Raw genomic sequence first — 15,707 nt, forward strand, 5'->3', positions numbered from 1 at the left:
CTACCGCCCCTTTCCTTGTCCTTGTGTGCCGTTCCTCCGGGTGTGCTGCTCGTTCAGTGCTGCTGGCTGCCCGACGCGTGCTCGGCCTCGCGGGTGAACGAACCGGGGGGCGGGGTGACGCCGTTGGCCCGGCACCAGGCGCCGGGCGCGGCCTGCGCACGGCGTGGGATGCCGTTGGAGGGCTCCATCTGCAGCGGGATCGGCGGCAGCGGCGGCAGGTCCATGTCCTTCTCGGCTGCCAGCTGGTCGGCGTCCTTCTCCTCCGACATGCCGATCGGCCCGATCGTCTGCGCGTTGAGGAACTGGCGCACGACGGGCTCGTCCGAGGACAGGAGCATCTCGCGCGGGCCGTACATGGCCAGGTGCTTGTGGTAGAGCAGGCCGATCTGGTCGGGGACCACGCGGACGCTGTGGATGTCGTGCGTGACGATCAGGAAGGTCGCGTCGATCTGGGCGTTGAGGTCGACGAAGAGCTGGTTGATGAACGACGTGCGCACGGGGTCCAGGCCGGAGTCGGGCTCGTCGATCAGCAGGATCTCGGGGTCGAGGACCAGCGCGCGGGCCAGGCCGGCACGCTTGCGCATACCGCCGGAGATCTCGCCCGGGAGCTTCATCTCCGCGCCGAGCAGACCGACCATGTCCATCTTCTCCATGACGATGTCACGGATCTGGGACTCGCTCTTCTTGGTGTGCTCGCGCAGCGGGAAGGCGACGTTGTCGTAGAGGTTCATCGAGCCGAACATCGCGCCGTCCTGGAACAGCACGCCGAACAGCTTACGGATCTCGTAGAGCTCCTTCTCGGAGCAGGAGGCGATGTCGGTGCCCTCGATGACGATCGAGCCCTCGTCGGGCTTGATCAGGCCGATCAGGGCCTTGAGGAAGACGGACTTTCCAGTGCCCGACGGGCCCAGCATCACGGAGATCTCGCCTGCCGGAAGGGTCAGCGTCACACCCTTCCAGATCAGCTGCTTCCCGAACTGCTTCGTCAGGTTGGTGACCTGTACGTCGACGCCCATGTTGAACCCTCTCCCTACGTCCGCTCGCCGGCCCCGGCTGCGAAGGAACAACGCAACCGCGTGGCGCACGTTACGCGGCAACCGTGGCATGCGTCACGCGTACCCGGACACCGAGACCCGAAAGGTACTGGCGAGTAGCACCTAGCGTCCAACTCGCGAGTAGTGGTAGCGGGGCGGTCCGCACGGACGAGAAATGGCACGAGGCCGGCAGAGCAGCTGCTCTGCCGGCCTCGTGACCGGAGTGAGTCGTCTCAGGGACGGGTCACTTGAGGGTGACGGTGGCGCCGGCGCCCTCGAGGGCCTCCTTGGCCTTGTCAGCGGCCTCCTTGTTGACCTTCTCCAGGATCGCCTTCGGGGCGCCCTCGACGAGGTCCTTGGCCTCCTTGAGGCCGAGGGAGGTCAGCGCGCGGACCTCCTTGATGACGTTGATCTTCTTGTCACCAGCGGCCTCGAGGATGACGTCGAACTCGTCCTGCGCGGCGGCCTCCTCGGCACCGCCCGCGGCACCGCCGGCGGCGGGGGCAGCGGCAACGGCAACGGGGGCAGCGGCGGTGACGCCGAAGGTCTCCTCGAACTGCTTCACGAACTCGGAGAGCTCGATGAGGGTCATCTCCTTGAACGCGTCGAGGAGCTCGTCGGTGGTGAGCTTCGCCATGGTGGCGGTTCCTTTCTCAGGTGGTCGGCGTGCGTACGTCGCGCGCCGGCCGGGTTTCAGGTGGTGGTGACGCCGGGGCCTCAGGCCTCGGCGGTGTCGCCCTCGTCAGAGGCGGCCTCGGCGGCGGGCTCCTCAGGAGCCGCCTCCTCGGCGGGTGCCTCGTCAGCGGGGGCCTCGGCCTCAGCGGCCGGAGCCTCCTCGGCGGCGACCGGCGTACCGGCACCACCTGCGAGGATCGAGGGGTCCTCCTGGGCCTTCGCCTCCAGGGCACCGGCGAGCCGGGCAGCCTGGGCGAGCGGGGCGTTGAGGAGGTAGACGGCCTGGCTGAGCGAAGCGAGCATGGCGCCCGCGAGCTTGCCCAGGAGCACCTCGCGCGACTCGAGATCGGCCAGCTTGGCGATCTCCTTCGCGTCGAGGAGCGCGCCGTCGAGAACGCCACCCTTGATGACCAGGGTGGGGTTCGCCTTGGCAAAGTCACGCAGACCCTTGGCGGCCTCGACGACGTCGCCCTTGATGAAGGCGATCGCGGTCGGACCGGTGAGGAGCTCGTCGAAGCCCTCGATGCCCGCCTCCTTGGCGGCGAGCTTGGCCAGCGTGTTCTTGACCACGGCGTAGTTGGCGTTCGCACCGAGGGAGCGGCGAAGGTCCTGCAGCTCCTTGACGGTGAGACCGCGGTACTCGGTCAGCACAGCGCCTGCGGACTCGCTGAAGGACTCAGCGATCTCCGCGACGGCGGCCTGCTTGTCTGCCCGCGCCATGGGTCTCCTTCCGGATGGAAGACCGCTGCGAAGTCTCCGCCAAATGACGGACGCCCCGAGCGCAGGCGCTCAGGGCGTGGACCTCGCGCGTGACGCGCTCGGTGTTGCTCTGATCCCCTGCGCAGGCCGTCCGCCTCTCGGCGGAACCTTCGGTCAGGGCTCGGAGCCCGGACGACCGGCGGTCTAAAGGTTTCAGTGGACAACGGTACGGCGGCAACCCGCCCGCGGCCAAATCGGGGAGTGGTCCCGGCGATCGGGACCGGCCGCCCGTCCTCCACCGTGCTCGGCCGACGATGCGGGCATGACCGCAGACATCCGCGCCACCGTCGTCCGCTACCTCGACCTGGTCGCGAACGCGACCAGTGGCGCGCAGATCGCCGCCCTGTACGCCGCCGACGCCACCCTCGAAGACCCGGTGGGCTCGCCGGCTCGCAAGGGCACCGACGAGATCGCGGCGTTCTACGAGGTGCTGACCACCCGGCAGCGCAGCACCGAGCTGCTCGCGATCCGGGTCGCCGGCAGCGAGGCGGCGTTCACCTTCCGGGTCGTGTCGGGCGCCGGCGCGGAGCAGTCGGTGATCGAGCCGATCGACGTGATGACCTTCTCCGAGGACGGCCTGATCACGAGCATGCGGGCGTTCTGGTCGCCGGCCGACGTGCACCGCGGGGCTTGAGTCGCGGACCGGGCGCGCGTGTCGCGCGCGGACTTGGCACGATGGTCCCGTGACCTCCTCCGCGACGCCGCTGTCCGCCCTGTCCGCCGACGACCTCGCCGCGCGCCTGACGACGGTGCGCGCCGCCTACGACGAGCTGAAGGCGCGGGGTCTCAAGCTCGACCTCACCCGGGGCAAGCCCGGCGCCGACCAGCTCGACCTGTCCAACGACCTGCTCGGCCTGCCGTCGTCGTACCGCGACCGCTCGGGCGCGGACGTGCGCAACTACGGCGGGCTCGAGGGCCTGGTGGAGATGCGCGAGATCTTCGCCGACCTGCTGGGCGTCGACGTCGCGAGCGTCGTGTGCGGTGGCAACTCCAGCCTCACGATGATGTACCAGGTGCTCACCGCGCTGCTGCTCAAGGGCGGCCCCGACTCGCCGCGGCCGTGGTCGCAGGAGCCGGTCGTCAAGTTCATCTGCCCGGTGCCCGGCTACGACCGTCACTTCACGATGCTGGCCGAGCTCGGCATCGAGATGCTGAGCGTCCCGATGAACGCCGACGGCCCCGACGTGCAGGCCGTGCGCGCCCTCGTCGACGACCCGGCCGTCAAGGGCATGTGGATCGTGCCGACGTACGCCAACCCGACGGGGGCGGTCTGCTCGGCCGAGGTCGCCGCCGAGCTGATGGCGATGCCGACCGCGGCGCCCGACTTCCGGATCCTGTGGGACAACGCGTACGCCGTGCACCACCTCACCGACGAGGAGACCAAGAGCGCCGACGCGCTGGGGCTGGCCGCCGCCTCGGGTCACCCGAACCGACCGATCATGTTCGCCTCGACCTCGAAGATCACCTTCGCCGGCGCGGGCGTGGCCGCGCTCGCGGCCTCGCCCGAGAACAAGGCGTGGTACCTCGAGCGGCTCGGCTTCGCCGCCATCGGCCCCGACAAGGTCAACCACCTGCGCCACGTCGAGTTCTTCGGCGACGCCGACGGCGTGCGCGCCCACATGCGCAAGCACCGCGACCTGATCGCGCCGAAGTTCGCGGCGGTCGAGGACGCCCTGTCCTCGCGGCTGGGCGGCCTGGGGATCGCCGAGTGGACCGTCCCCACGGGCGGCTACTTCGTGAACCTCGACGTCCTCGACGGTACGGCGACCCGCGTGGTCCAGCTCGCCAAGGAAGCCGGCATCGCGTTGACGCCCGCCGGCTCGGCGTTCCCCCACGGCAACGACCCGCGAGACCGCAACATCCGCCTCGCGCCGACCTTCCCCGTCCTCGACGAGGTCGAGGCCGCGATGGCCGGGGTGGCCGTGTGCGTCGAGCTGGCCGCGCTGGAGAAGCTCACCGCCTGAACGGGGTCAGCCGCACGGTCGTCAGCGGCCCGATGTCGAGCGGCGGGGCGTCGGCGGCGTCCCCGGCGAGACGCGCGGGCAACGCGACCGGTACCTGACCGCGCGCCAGCTGGAGGACGAGCAGCGACACGTGCTCGGACTCGGCGCCGGCCAGGTCACCGGTCCACTCGAGGTCGCTGGTCGCCTGCTCCCCCGGCGCCAGCCGGACCGGGTCGGCCGGCGCGCCGGAGGCGCCCGGCCCGATCTCGTTGACGAAGGTCGTGCCCCACGCGCCCCGGGCGCCGACGCCGGGCACGCCCTCGACCACGCACGGCTCGTGGCCGCTGTTGCGCACCACGAGCCGGCTGTAGCGGTGGCCCGCCGCCTGGTCGAAGCCCTCGAGGGTGACCGCGACCTGGTCGGCAGTGCAGTGGTCCGGCCCGGCGGCCGTGGCCCGGGTGCGCAACAGTGCCGTGAGCGCCGCGTCGTCGAGCTCGACGTCGGGCGTCGGCGTGGGCCCGTCGGGGCTCTCGTCCCAGCCCGGCGCGAGCTCCTCGTGCCCCGGCGCGGCGGTCGTCGCGGAGGGTTCCGGCACCGGCGCGCGGGTCGTCCCGGGCACCGGATCGGGCTCGGCCCCGGACTCGGCGGTGCAGGCGGAGAGGACCGACAGCACGGCCGCGAACGCGAGCGACCCGAGAACACGCCTCACGCCGCACACCCTAGGCCGGCACCGGAAATGCCGACGCCCGCCGTCCCCGAGGGGTGCGGCGGGCGTCGGGTCTCGAGACGGTCGCTGCGCGACCTCCTCGACCACCGAGTCTCAGAGAGGAATCAGGCCTCGTCCTCGACCGCGACGTTCTTGACGCGGTTGGGGTCGACCTGGACTCCGGGGCCCATGGTCGTGGAGACGGTGACCTTCTTCAGGTAGCGGCCCTTGGAGCTGGCCGGCTTGAGCCGCAGCACCTCGTCGAGGGCGGCGGCGTAGTTCTCGGCGAGCTGCTGCTCGGAGAAGGAGGCCTTGCCCACGATGAAGTGGAGGTTGGCGTGGCGGTCGACGCGGAACTCGATCTTGCCGCCCTTGATGTCGGTCACGGCCTTGGCCGGGTCCGGCGTCACGGTGCCGACCTTCGGGTTCGGCATGAGGCCACGGGGACCGAGCACGCGGCCGAGACGGCCGACCTTGCCCATCAGGTCCGGGGTGGCGACCACGGCGTCGAAGTCGGTCCAGCCGCCGGCGACCTTGTCGATCAGGTCGTCGCTGCCGACGAAGTCGGCGCCGGCCTCGCGGGCGGCGTCGGCCTTGTCGCCGTTCGCGAACACGAGGACGCGAGCGGTCTTGCCGGTGCCGTGGGGCAGGTTGACGGTGCCGCGGACCATCTGGTCGGCCTTGCGCGGGTCGACACCCAGGCGCATGACGACGTCGACGGTCTCGTCGAACTTCTTCTTGCTGGCGGCCTTGGCGATCTTGATCGCGGCCAGCGGCGCGTAGAGCTCGTTCTTGTCGAACGTCTCGGCAGCCGCGCGGTAGGTCTTGCTGCGCTGCATGGTGATTCCTTAAGTCGGAGAGGAGGTGTGGTCAGCGGGCCAGCGCGGCCCTTCCACGGTCTTTCAGTCGACGGTGACGCCCATGGAGCGCGCAGTGCCCTCCACGATCTTCATCGCGGCGTCGATGTCGTTGGCGTTGAGGTCGGGGAGCTTGGTCGTCGCGATCTCGCGCACCTGGTCCTTGGTCAGCTTGCCGACCTTCTCCTTGTGCGGGACGCCCGAGCCCTTCTGGAGGCCGGCGGCCTTCTTGATCAGCTCCGCGGCCGGCGGGGTCTTCGTGATGAAGTCGAACGTCCGGTCCTCGTAGATGGTGATCTCGACGGGGATGACGTTGCCGCGCATGGACTCGGTCTGGGCGTTGTACGCCTTGCAGAAGTCCATGATGTTGACGCCGTGCGGACCGAGCGCGGTACCGACCGGCGGAGCCGGGGTGGCCGAACCGGCCTGCAGCTGCACCTTGACCAGTGCGGCGATCTTCTTCTTGGGAGGCATTCCTCTATCTCTTTCTTCTCGTGGTCATGACGAGACGCACGTCGTACGTCTCTGCCACCTGCGCTGCCGGCGCGTCGACCGGGCAACCCAGACATTCTTCCCCGCCGAGGCGGGGACGGCGAAATTCAGACCCGCTGGATCTGGGAGAACGAGAGCTCGACCGGGGTCTCGCGGCCGAAGATCTCGACGAGCGCCTTGACCCGCTGGGCCTCGGCGTTGATCTCGGTGATCGTCGCGTGGAGCGTGGCGAACGCGCCGTCGACGATGAGGACGGAGTCGTTGACGTCGAAGTCGGCGACCTCGATCGGCTTCTTGGCCGGCGTCACAGCGGAGCCGGGGGTGCTGGCCGCGGCGGCCTCGGCCTCGGCGGCAGCAGCGGTGACCACGGCCGGGGCGAGCATCTTCTCGACCTCGTCCATGCTCAGCGGCACCGGCTGGTGGCTGTGACCGACGAAGCCGGTGACCGACGGGGTGTGCCGTACAGCGGCCCAGGACTCGTCGGTGAGGTCCATCCGGACCAGGACATAGCCGGGGAGAACGGTGCGCTTGACCATCTTGCGCTGGCCGTTCTTGATCTCGGCGACCTCCTCGGTGGGGACCACGATCTCGTGGATGTAGTCCTCCATGTTGAGGGAGTGGATCCGGTTCTCGAGGTTCTGCTTCACCCGGTTCTCCATGCCGGAGTAGGTGTGCACCACGAACCAGTCACCGGGCTTGGCCCACAGCTCACGACGGAACGCCTCGAGCGGGTCCTCGTCGGCCTGCTCCTCGGCGGGCTCGTCCTCGTCGGCGTCGTCGGCGTCGTCCTCGTCGGCGTCGTCGGCGTCGTCCTCGACAGCGGCGATCTCGTCGGCACCCTCGACGTCGACGGTCTCGTCGATCTCGACGTCCTCCTCGACGTCGTCGGCCAGGTCGGCCTCGACGGTCTCCTCGAGGGCGGTGTCCTCCGCGTCCTCGACGTCGGCGACGTCGTGGGCCGCCTCGGCGAGCGCCTCGTCAGCCTGGGCCGGGTCGTACTGCTCGGACACGTGCTGCTCCATCAGTTGAGAGAAAAATCAGGTCAGCCGACGCGGGTGCGCGCCGGCGCTCAGATGTCGTCGGCGCCGGTGAAGATCTCGAACGCGAGCTTTCCGAGCGCGAGATCGAGGACCGACACGAGGGCGATCATCACGAGGACGAAGGCGATGACGACGACGAAGTAGGTGCCGAGCTGCTCCCGCGTCGGCCAGACGACCTTGCGGAGCTCGGCGACGACCTGGCGGTAGAAGGTCACCGGCCCGGTGCGGTTCTCGGGCTGCTTGCCACCCGAGGAGTCCTTGCGGCCTCCACGGACTGCCGGAGCATCCGCCACGCTGCTCACCTTCTCCTTGTCAGCAGCCGACCGTCCGGCCGGCTGGTCGTCACGTCTTGCAGGGCACGAGGGACTTGAACCCCCAACCTTCGGTTTTGGAGACCGATGCTCTGCCAGTTGAGCTAGTGCCCTCCGCGGCTTCTCCCCGCCCACGCCGTCCGGCCGAAGGGCGCGACCGAGCATGGGGGAAAGATCCACCGGGGAGCACTCTACAGATGCACCGGGTGCCGACCAAAGTACGGACCGGTTCCTAACCGGGGCCCGGGCCCTGGATCGCGTCGAGCAGTCCGAGGACGTCGTCGACGACGCCGCGCAGCACCGGCAGCCGGCTCATCCGGACCAGTCGGTCGACGAGCGGTACGACGCCCCGGGCCAGCGTCCGCGAGCGCTGCTGGCCCGGGCTGCCGTCGTACACCCAGAACAGGACGACGCCCATCTGCAGCAGCCAGAGCAGCTCGGGCAGGCGACCCTCGAGGCGGCGCGACACCTTCGCGTCCGAGCCCGCCAGCAGGCGGCGCATCAGGGCGATGCTGCCGTCGCGGGCCGGCGCGGACTCGGGACTGAACGGGGACAGCGGGCTGGCGGGGTCGGCCGCGTTGCGGAAGAACTGCGCCGCGAAGGCGTGGTGCGGCTCCGCGATGTCGAGCCAGGCCTCGAGGCTGCCCCGGAGCCGGCCCGCGAAGCCGGACTCCTTCGCCAGCACCGCCTCGACGGCCGCCTCGTGCTCGGCCAGGAGCTCGTCGTAGAACGCTTGGACGAGGTGCTCCTTGGAGGCGAAGTAGTAGTACGCGCTGCCGAGCGAGACGCCCGCGCCCTTGGCGACGGCCCGCATCGTGGTGCGGTCGTAGCCGTCCTCGCGGAAGAGCTGCAGCGCCGTCGCGAGGATCGTCGCGCGGGTCTGGGCCGCCTTGGGCGTCAGCGGGGAGTCCGGCACGATGCCCACCCTAGAGACCTCAGCGCGGGGACATGGGGTACGCCGGGACGCCGTACTGCGTCGTCGGGGGCATCGGCGGCATCTGGTCCAGGCGGTGCCGGCGGCGCAGCCGGTTGAAGACGTAGACGTTGAAGAAGTGCAGCACGCCGAGGGTCAGCAGCACCACGCCGACCTTGACGCTCAGCACGTCGAACACGTCCTCGGCGCTGTTCGAGACGCCGCTGCGCAGGTAGAGGGAGACGAAGCCCAGGTTGAGCAGGTAGAAGCCGACGACGAGCAGCCGGTTGACCGCGTCGGCGAGGGCGTCGTCTCCACCGAAGACGTCGGCCAGGAACACCCGGCCGTTGCGCGAGAGCGTGCTCGCGACCCAGATGGTCAGCGGGACGGTGATGACGAGGTAGCCGACGTAGCCGGCGATGGTCCAGCTCATGGCGGACCCCTTTCTTGAACGTGTTCAAAACCCTGACGGGATGGACTCTAGGTCATGTTTTGAACGTGTTCAAGTCTTCCCTCCGGACGGCCCAGACGGGCGTCCTCCTAGGATGTCCGCGTGCGGGATCTCAAGGCGTTGCCCAAGGCGCACCTCCACCTGCACTTCACCGGCTCGATGCGCCACGCGACGCTCCTGGAGCTGGCCGCCCGCGACCGGATCCACCTGCCCGACGCGCTCGTCGAGGAGTGGCCGCCGCAGCTGACCGCGGCCGACGAGAAGGGCTGGTTCCGCTTCCAGCGGCTCTACGACGTCGCGCGGTCCGTGCTGCGCACCGAGGCCGACGTACGCCGGCTCGTGCTCGAGGCCGCCGAGGACGACGTGGCCGACGGCGGCCGGTGGCTGGAGATCCAGGTCGACCCGAGCGGGTACGCCGCCCGCTTCGGCGGCATCACCGCCTTCACCGACCTGGTGCTCGACGCCGTGCACGACGCGTCGGCCCGCACCGGCCTCGGGATCGCGGTGGTCATCGCCGCCAACCGGACCCGCCACCCGCTCGACGCCCGCACCCTGGCCCGCCTCGCGAGCCAGTACGTCGACCGCGGCGTCGTCGGCTTCGGGCTCTCCAACGACGAGCGCCGCGGCCGTACCTCCGACTTCGCGGCCGCCTTCGCCATCGCCGAGCGCGCCGGCCTGCTGCTCGCGCCCCACGGCGGCGAGCTGCGCGGGCCCGAGCACATCCGGGTGTGCCTCGACGACCTGCATGCGGGCCGCCTCGGGCACGGCGTACGCGCGGCCGAGGACCCCGCCCTGCTGGCCCGCATCGTCGACGCCGGCGTGGCCCTCGAGGTCTGCCCGGTGTCCAACGTGGCCCTCGGCGTCTACAGCGACCTGACCTCGGTCCCGCTGCCCACCCTGCTGGAGGCCGGAGCCACGATCGCCCTCGGCGCCGACGACCCGCTGCTGTTCGGCTCGCGCCTCGCGGGGCAGTACGCCACGATGCGTGCCGCCCACGAGCTGAGCGACGAGCGGCTCGCCGAGCTCGCGCGGATGTCGTTCCGCGCCAGCCGGGCGCCGAAGGACGTCGTCGACGCGGGGATGGCCGGCATCGACGCCTGGCTCGCCGAGGAGTCGGCGAGCTGACCTGGACGCACTGCGGGCCCGGCCGATGGCCGGGCCCGCAGCAGGGTCAGTGGTGTGTCAGCAGGCCTTGTAGGAGCGGGTGACCGTGACCTTCTTGCCGTTCTTCAGGGTGATCGTCGCGACGATGGTGGCGTCGCTGGCGGGCGGCGCCGCGATGGCGACGGTGCGCTTCTTGAGCTTCTTGCCCTGGAACTTCTTGCCCTTCTTCGCGCCGTTGACCTTGATCTCGACGAGCTTGGCCTTCTTCTTGGCCTTCTTCGTGAGCGAGACCGCCACGGTGCCCGTCGGGCAGGAGCGGGCGTCCAGGCTGACGTAGGACTTGCCCTTGCCGGCGACGGCGGAACCGTTGCCGAGCGGCTCCAGCACCGCGGTGAAGGTGCTGCTGACCGACCGCGACCGCGCCGTCGGCGTCTGCGCGTCTAGGTAGGCGTTGGTGCTCACGTAGTAGTAGAGGCTGATCGGACCAGCGGGCAGCAGGGCGGTCACCGTGCCCGCCGAGCGGTCGGCCGTGTTGAGCTCGATGTAGCCGTCGACGGTGTCGATCTCCAGGTAGCTGGAGCCACGGCCGGTGCCGGTGCCGGTGATCGTCACCCACATGGGCGCGGGGAGGGTGGCGTCGCCGCGGACGTAGCCGCTCGCGTAGGCGTAGGGGCTGCATCCCGAGCTGCCGAGCCGCGGTGCGACCGAGGCCGACGCCGTGCCGGTGGCCTGGATCGTCGCCGGCCCGCTGGTTCCCAGCGGCGTCGAGGTGACGGTGGCCTTGCTAGAGACGGCGACGTCCGTGATGTCGGCAGCGTTGTCGTTGTTGGAGATGGTGCCCGACTTGGCGACCTGGTTCGTCACCGGGACCCCGTTGTCACTCCACGGCACGTCCGCCGGGTTTGCGCCGTCGCCGGCCTCAGTGCAGGTGCCGGCCTGAGCGTAGAAGCCCCCGTCGGCCTCAACGTACGCGTTCGTGGCGACCGCAGAGGCGGGCGAGGGGACAGACGCCAGTCCGGTCACGGCGAGCGCGCCCAGGGCGAGTCCGACGGCGCTGCGCCGGACGAGAAGTCGCTTCATCAATAGCTCCTCGAGAGGGGTTCGACGGCGCCTCGGTCCGGCGTCGTCAGGGAGTCATCTCGGGACGCTAGTGATCTGCGCGAGCCGGCGACGGGCCATTCGCGCTTTCTTTACCTTCACCGGCACCCTCGGATCCGAGGGTGCCGGTGAACATGAGCAGGTCAGGAGCAGGCCTGGTACGACCGCTTGATCGTGGCCTTCTTGCCGTTCTTGAGCTTGACCTGGACAGTGACCTCGGCGGCGGCGCCGCGGGCGGCGGGTACGACGAGCGTGCGGGGCTTGAGCTTCTTGCCCTTGAGCTTGGCCACCTTGGCGCCGTTGACCGAGACCCGCACCTGCTTGGCCTTCTTCTTCGCCTTCTTGGTCAGGTCGACGGCGATGCCGCCGCTCGCGCAGTCGCGGGCCCCGAGGACGACGGTGCCCTTGCTCGAGCCGGAGATCCCGGAGGCCGCGCCGAGGGGCTGGAGCTCGAAGGTGAACGACGCACCGTAGCTGCGGCTCTTGACCGCGTCGTCGGCCTCGGCCCGGGCCTGCCCCTGCACCTGCACGGCGGCGGGGCCGGCGGGCAGCAGGATGGACGTCGAGCCCGCGCCCCGTGTCCCGAGAACCAGCGCGGCGGCAGTGCCGTCGAAGTCACCGATCGCCGCCTGGGCCGCGCCGTTGCCGTCGCCGTTGCCGGTGATGGTCACCCACATCGGTGCGGGCAGGTCGAACTCGGCCTGCATCCGGGGTGTGGCCTCGGCCGTACCCGAGCAGGCGCTGTCCGCAAGCGCCGGAGCCGTGCTCGCCGCGGCGGTCACGTCGACCTTGATGGTGCTCGGACCCGCACCGATAGGCGTCATCGAGGCGGTGACCCGGCTGGAGGCGGAGAGTGTGGTGACATCGGCCGGGTTGGCGTGGGTCCCGGTCGCCGTGGCGCTCCAGGTCTGGGAGACGGGTACACCGTTGTCGAGGACGGCGAGGGCCGACGGACCGTCCCAGGCCGTGACCTGGCAGTCGGTGCCCCAATTGTCGAGGTCGACCTCCGCCGTCACCTCGCCGTCCTGGATCGTGGCGTGTGCCGGGGCGGCCAAGCTGGCGAGCCCGGTGAGGGTGAGTGCTCCGGCGGCGATGCCGACCGCGCCGCGGCGTACGAGCTGGTTCTTCATGGGGTGCTCCTCGAGATCTGGGGGGATACCCGTGCAACGGAAGCGGGCCCGGTCGGTCTCGACCGGGCCCGCTGGAACGCCGAATGTCACCCGGCGAATCACCCGCTCACTTGCAGGGGAGGTACGACCTCGTCGCCTGCACCCGCCGGCCGTTGGCCAGCATGACCTTCACCTTCACCTTGACGGTGCCCGTGATGGAGGTCGGGACCGAGATCGTCTTGGCCTTCGGGTGCTTGCCCTTGAGCTTCTTGCCCTTGAGGACCGGGCCCTTGGCGCCGTTGATGCGGACCGCCACGCGCTTGGCCTTCTTCACGGTCTTCTTGCTGAGGTTGACCGCGATGTTGCCGCTGGCGCAGTCGCGCTCACCGAACTGGACCTTTGACGCTCCCTTGCCGGTGACCGGGCTGGCCGTGCCGGGCTTGGAGAACTCGATCCTGAAGTCACCAGAGTACGACGCACTCGCGGCCGTGCGTTGGGGGTCGATCTCTTCGTCGACGTACGTGAAGGTCCGTGCGTGGGCGAGAGATCCGAGCGCAACCACGTATTTGCCGGGCTGAAGCAGGGTGCTCGACGTCGCCGAACCGCGGTCGCCGGCCGCCACCATCAACGCGTCACCTCCGAAGAGGAAAAGGCTCTCCAACGAGGTCCCGAACTCGTCGGCGTTGCCGATCCCGACCATGCTGGTGCCGAAACTCCGGCCTTGACGCTGACCGTGACCGGACGCGGTCACGCTCACCCAGGTCGGCTGGGTCAGAGTGAACGCTCCCCTCGCCAGCGCCATCGTCTCCGCCCTCACGTCGCAGGCGGTCTGCTCACCGCTCGGCGCGACCGACGCCGTGGCCGCCGACGTGCCGGTGATCGTCGCGGGGCCGCTGCCAAGCGGCGTGGAGTTGATGGTGGCGGCGGTAGAAGTCTTCGCCCCGACGGTGTCGCCCTCACCGCCCGTGAACGTCCCGGACATCGACGAGGTCTTGGTGACCGGCACCCCGTTGTCGGACCACGGCACGAAATCCTCGTCGTTGTAATAGTCGTCACCGGGGCACCCACCTCCGGACATGCTGGCGTAGCTGCCGATGCCGGCCGTCTCGACCGCGGCGTGGGCGGCGGTGGGCACGCACACGAGGCCGAGGCCTGCCAGCGCACCGAGGGAGATGCCGGCGACAGCGCGCCGGGCAGACAGAGATTTCATCCGAGACTCCTCGAAAACACGACGGCACGGGGGGAGCACCGCCTCGTAGTTCGCAGGCTAGGACCAAAGTCCCGAGTTCGTGGACGGTTTGCCAACTTGTCGCCCGGGACGTCACCCGGGCGCGACGTCAGAGCGAGCAGCCGACCAGCACGGGCTCGTTGACGAGCTCGATCCCGTACCGCTCACGGACGCCGGCACGCACCTCGCGCGCGAGGTCGAGCAGTTCCGCGGTGGTGGCGCCGCCCCGGTTGGTGAGGGCGAGCGTGTGTTTGGTCGACAGGGAGACCCGGGCTCCGTCGCGGTCGAGGCCGAACCCCTTGCCGAAGCCGGCGTGCTCGATCAGCCAGGCGGCGCTGGTCTTCACGCTGCCGTCCGGCTGGGGGTACGACGGCGCGCCGTCGGGCACCCGGTCCAGGTCGACGAACGGGTTGGTGAAGAAGGAGCCCGCGCTCCAGGTGTCGTGGTCGGCGGCGTCGAGGACCATCCCCTTGCCGCGGCGCAGCCCCAGCACGGCGTCGCGGACCTCGGCCAGCGGGGCCTGCTCCCCCACCGCGACGCCGAGGGTGCGGGCCAGCTCGGCGTACGCGACGGGCGCGGACAGGTCGCCGCGGTCGAAGTCGAAGGTCACGTCGAGCACGAGGTGGCGGCCGGGGTCGGCCTTGAAGCGGGAGTGGCGGTAGGAAAAGCGGCACTCCTCGCCGGAGAAGGTCCGCGTCCCGCGCAGCATCCGGTCCCACACGGTGACCGAGGTGATCGTGCGGGAGACCTCCTGGCCGTAGGCGCCGACGTTCTGGACGGGGGTGGCCCCCGTCGTACCGGGGATGCCGGAGAGCGCCTCGATGCCGACCCAACCCTCGGCCACGGCGCGCGCGACGAGGGCGTCCCACCGCTCGCCGGCGGCGACGGTCACGGACACGCCCTCGGCGGACTCCTCAACCCGGATGCCGCCACCGCTCAGGTGGACGACGGTCCCGGCAAAGCCCTCGTCGGCGACGACCAGGTTGCTGCCGCCACCCACGAGGAGCACCGGCTCGCCGGCCCGGTCGGCCTCGGTGACCGCGGCGACCAGCGACTCGGAGTCGGATGCGGCGACGTAGCGGCGCGCGGGTCCGCCGAGGCGGAGGGTGGTGAGGTCCGCGAGAGCGGGATCAGGCACGGACCAGGACCTTGGGTGCGCCCAGCACCTTGGTGCCGTCGGCGGTGATCTCCAGGGCGAGGGTCAGTCCGGCGTCGGTGCGCTCGCCGACGGTGCCGGCGACGGTGACCCGCGCCGCCCCCTCAGCAGGTACGACGACCGGAGCGACGAACTTCGCGCCGAGCTCGATTACCTCGGCCTCGTCGGTCCAGTTCGCGACCGCGCGGCCGACCAGGGCGAGGGTGTACATGCCGTGGGCGATCACGCCGGGAAGGCCGACCGCGAGGGCGATCTCCTCGTCCTGGTGGATCGGGTTGTGGTCGCCGCTCGCGCCGGCGTACGCGACGAGGTCGGCGCGGGTGATCTCGTAGGTGAGCGGCTCGAGCGGGGCACCGGGGGTCAGGTCACTCATGCGGCACCTCCGCGGTGGACGAGGGTGGCGGTGGCGGTGGCGACCACGGCGCCGGTCGCGTCGGTGATCTCGCTCGACGTGGCGATGATGTCGTTGCCGCCGATGGAGCGGACCCCGGTGACGGTGAGGGTGGCGGTCAGCTCGTCGCCGACGACGACCGGGCGCGCGTAGCGGAAGCGCTGGTCGCCGTGGACGATCCGCGACAGCTCGATCTGCTCGGCCGCCAGGAAGTCCTGCAGGGCGGCGAAGGTGACCACGATGGGGTACGTCGGCGGGACCGGTCCGTCGGCCCGACCACCGACGGAGGTGGCGAAGGCGGCCACGGAGTCCGCGGTCACCTCCACGGGCGCGGTCGGCGGGAAGGCCCGCCCGACCAGGTCAGCGTCGATCGGCATGGCTCAACACTACTGGCCGGAAAACGACAACAGCCCGCGGTCCCCTGGGGGGACGGCGGGCGG

General features: G+C 70.5%; 19 protein-coding genes and 1 tRNA gene. 3 read left to right on the forward strand and 17 right to left on the reverse strand.

Annotated elements, in window-relative coordinates; all coding sequences use genetic code 11:
• Positions 1-53: 53 nt before the first annotated feature.
• From FBY23_RS23965 to rplJ, 3 genes are all read right to left on the reverse strand, one after another.
• The gene (locus FBY23_RS23965; RefSeq protein ID WP_141800434.1) at positions 54-1,016 is read right to left on the reverse strand and encodes an ABC transporter ATP-binding protein; all 963 of its coding nucleotides are present in this window, start codon (positions 1,014-1,016) and stop codon (positions 54-56) included.
• A gap of 262 nt (positions 1,017-1,278) precedes the next feature.
• Complete coding sequence (gene rplL / locus FBY23_RS23970; RefSeq protein WP_038676935.1) at positions 1,279-1,671, reverse strand: 50S ribosomal protein L7/L12; 393 nt, start codon at positions 1,669-1,671, stop codon at positions 1,279-1,281.
• Positions 1,672-1,751: 80 nt separating this feature from the next.
• Positions 1,752-2,429, reverse strand: a complete 678-nt coding sequence (gene rplJ, locus FBY23_RS23975) for a 50S ribosomal protein L10 (RefSeq protein WP_141800435.1) — start codon at positions 2,427-2,429, stop codon at positions 1,752-1,754.
• Between the two features lie 301 nt (positions 2,430-2,730).
• On the opposite strand from rplJ, the gene FBY23_RS23980 reads away from it, so the two are divergent.
• The gene (locus tag FBY23_RS23980) at positions 2,731-3,102 is read left to right on the forward strand and encodes a nuclear transport factor 2 family protein (RefSeq protein ID WP_141800436.1); all 372 of its coding nucleotides are present in this window, start codon (positions 2,731-2,733) and stop codon (positions 3,100-3,102) included.
• A gap of 49 nt (positions 3,103-3,151) precedes the next feature.
• On the forward strand, positions 3,152-4,432 hold the full coding sequence (locus FBY23_RS23985) for an aminotransferase (RefSeq protein WP_141800437.1): 1,281 nt from the start codon (positions 3,152-3,154) through the stop codon (positions 4,430-4,432).
• On the opposite strand, the gene FBY23_RS23990 is transcribed toward FBY23_RS23985, so the two are convergent.
• From FBY23_RS23990 to FBY23_RS24025, 8 genes are all read right to left on the reverse strand, one after another.
• Entirely contained in the window at positions 4,422-5,120 is a 699-nt protein-coding gene (locus tag FBY23_RS23990) for a DUF4232 domain-containing protein (protein ID WP_160158353.1), read from the reverse strand. The genes FBY23_RS23985 and FBY23_RS23990 overlap by 11 nt on opposite strands.
• Before the next feature lie 122 nt (positions 5,121-5,242).
• Positions 5,243-5,956 carry a 50S ribosomal protein L1 gene (rplA, locus tag FBY23_RS23995; RefSeq protein WP_141800439.1) on the reverse strand — a complete coding sequence of 238 codons (714 nt, stop codon included), beginning with the start codon at positions 5,954-5,956 and terminating at the stop codon, positions 5,243-5,245.
• 63 nt (positions 5,957-6,019) lie between these two features.
• Positions 6,020-6,448 (reverse strand): 50S ribosomal protein L11, encoded by a 429-nt coding sequence (gene rplK, locus FBY23_RS24000; RefSeq protein ID WP_141004427.1) that lies wholly within the window; start codon positions 6,446-6,448, stop codon positions 6,020-6,022.
• A 125-nt stretch (positions 6,449-6,573) separates the two neighbouring features.
• Positions 6,574-7,491 (reverse strand): transcription termination/antitermination protein NusG, encoded by a 918-nt coding sequence (nusG, locus tag FBY23_RS24005; protein WP_260806603.1) that lies wholly within the window; start codon positions 7,489-7,491, stop codon positions 6,574-6,576.
• Between the two features lie 44 nt (positions 7,492-7,535).
• A complete protein-coding gene (gene secE / locus FBY23_RS24010; protein WP_160158354.1) occupies positions 7,536-7,799 on the reverse strand; it encodes a preprotein translocase subunit SecE in 264 nt (87 codons plus the stop codon).
• A 59-nt stretch (positions 7,800-7,858) separates the two neighbouring features.
• A tRNA-Trp gene (locus FBY23_RS24015) sits at positions 7,859-7,931 on the reverse strand.
• A 118-nt stretch (positions 7,932-8,049) separates the two neighbouring features.
• Positions 8,050-8,733, reverse strand: a complete 684-nt coding sequence (locus FBY23_RS24020; protein ID WP_260806529.1) for a TetR/AcrR family transcriptional regulator — start codon at positions 8,731-8,733, stop codon at positions 8,050-8,052.
• Between the two features lie 19 nt (positions 8,734-8,752).
• Positions 8,753-9,163 (reverse strand): hypothetical protein, encoded by a 411-nt coding sequence (locus FBY23_RS24025; RefSeq protein WP_141800443.1) that lies wholly within the window; start codon positions 9,161-9,163, stop codon positions 8,753-8,755.
• Positions 9,164-9,283: 120 nt separating this feature from the next.
• Here FBY23_RS24025 and FBY23_RS24030 point away from each other — a divergent pair, with 120 nt between their 5' ends.
• The gene (locus FBY23_RS24030; protein ID WP_141800444.1) at positions 9,284-10,306 is read left to right on the forward strand and encodes an adenosine deaminase; all 1,023 of its coding nucleotides are present in this window, start codon (positions 9,284-9,286) and stop codon (positions 10,304-10,306) included.
• Positions 10,307-10,363: 57 nt separating this feature from the next.
• Here FBY23_RS24030 and FBY23_RS24035 read toward each other — a convergent pair whose 3' ends face one another.
• The 6 genes from FBY23_RS24035 to FBY23_RS24060 all read right to left on the reverse strand — a co-directional run bounded on the left by FBY23_RS24035 (position 10,364) and on the right by FBY23_RS24060 (position 15,644).
• On the reverse strand, positions 10,364-11,365 hold the full coding sequence (locus tag FBY23_RS24035) for a hypothetical protein (RefSeq protein ID WP_141800445.1): 1,002 nt from the start codon (positions 11,363-11,365) through the stop codon (positions 10,364-10,366).
• 161 nt (positions 11,366-11,526) lie between these two features.
• The gene (locus FBY23_RS24040; protein ID WP_141800446.1) at positions 11,527-12,513 is read right to left on the reverse strand and encodes a hypothetical protein; all 987 of its coding nucleotides are present in this window, start codon (positions 12,511-12,513) and stop codon (positions 11,527-11,529) included.
• Between the two features lie 106 nt (positions 12,514-12,619).
• A complete protein-coding gene (locus tag FBY23_RS24045) occupies positions 12,620-13,702 on the reverse strand; it encodes a hypothetical protein (RefSeq protein ID WP_141800447.1) in 1,083 nt (360 codons plus the stop codon).
• A 127-nt stretch (positions 13,703-13,829) separates the two neighbouring features.
• Positions 13,830-14,858 carry a UDP-N-acetylmuramate dehydrogenase gene (locus tag FBY23_RS24050; RefSeq protein ID WP_141800448.1) on the reverse strand — a complete coding sequence of 343 codons (1,029 nt, stop codon included), beginning with the start codon at positions 14,856-14,858 and terminating at the stop codon, positions 13,830-13,832.
• Complete coding sequence (locus FBY23_RS24055) at positions 14,851-15,249, reverse strand: MaoC/PaaZ C-terminal domain-containing protein (protein WP_141800449.1); 399 nt, start codon at positions 15,247-15,249, stop codon at positions 14,851-14,853. Before FBY23_RS24055 ends, FBY23_RS24050 begins: the two co-directional genes overlap by 8 nt.
• Complete coding sequence (locus tag FBY23_RS24060; RefSeq protein ID WP_141800450.1) at positions 15,246-15,644, reverse strand: MaoC family dehydratase N-terminal domain-containing protein; 399 nt, start codon at positions 15,642-15,644, stop codon at positions 15,246-15,248. The genes FBY23_RS24055 and FBY23_RS24060 overlap by 4 nt, the downstream gene beginning before the upstream one ends.
• Between the last annotated feature and the right edge of the window lie 63 nt (positions 15,645-15,707).

The organism is Nocardioides sp. SLBN-35 (genome assembly GCF_006715725.1).
Taxonomy (GTDB): domain Bacteria; phylum Actinomycetota; class Actinomycetes; order Propionibacteriales; family Nocardioidaceae; genus Nocardioides.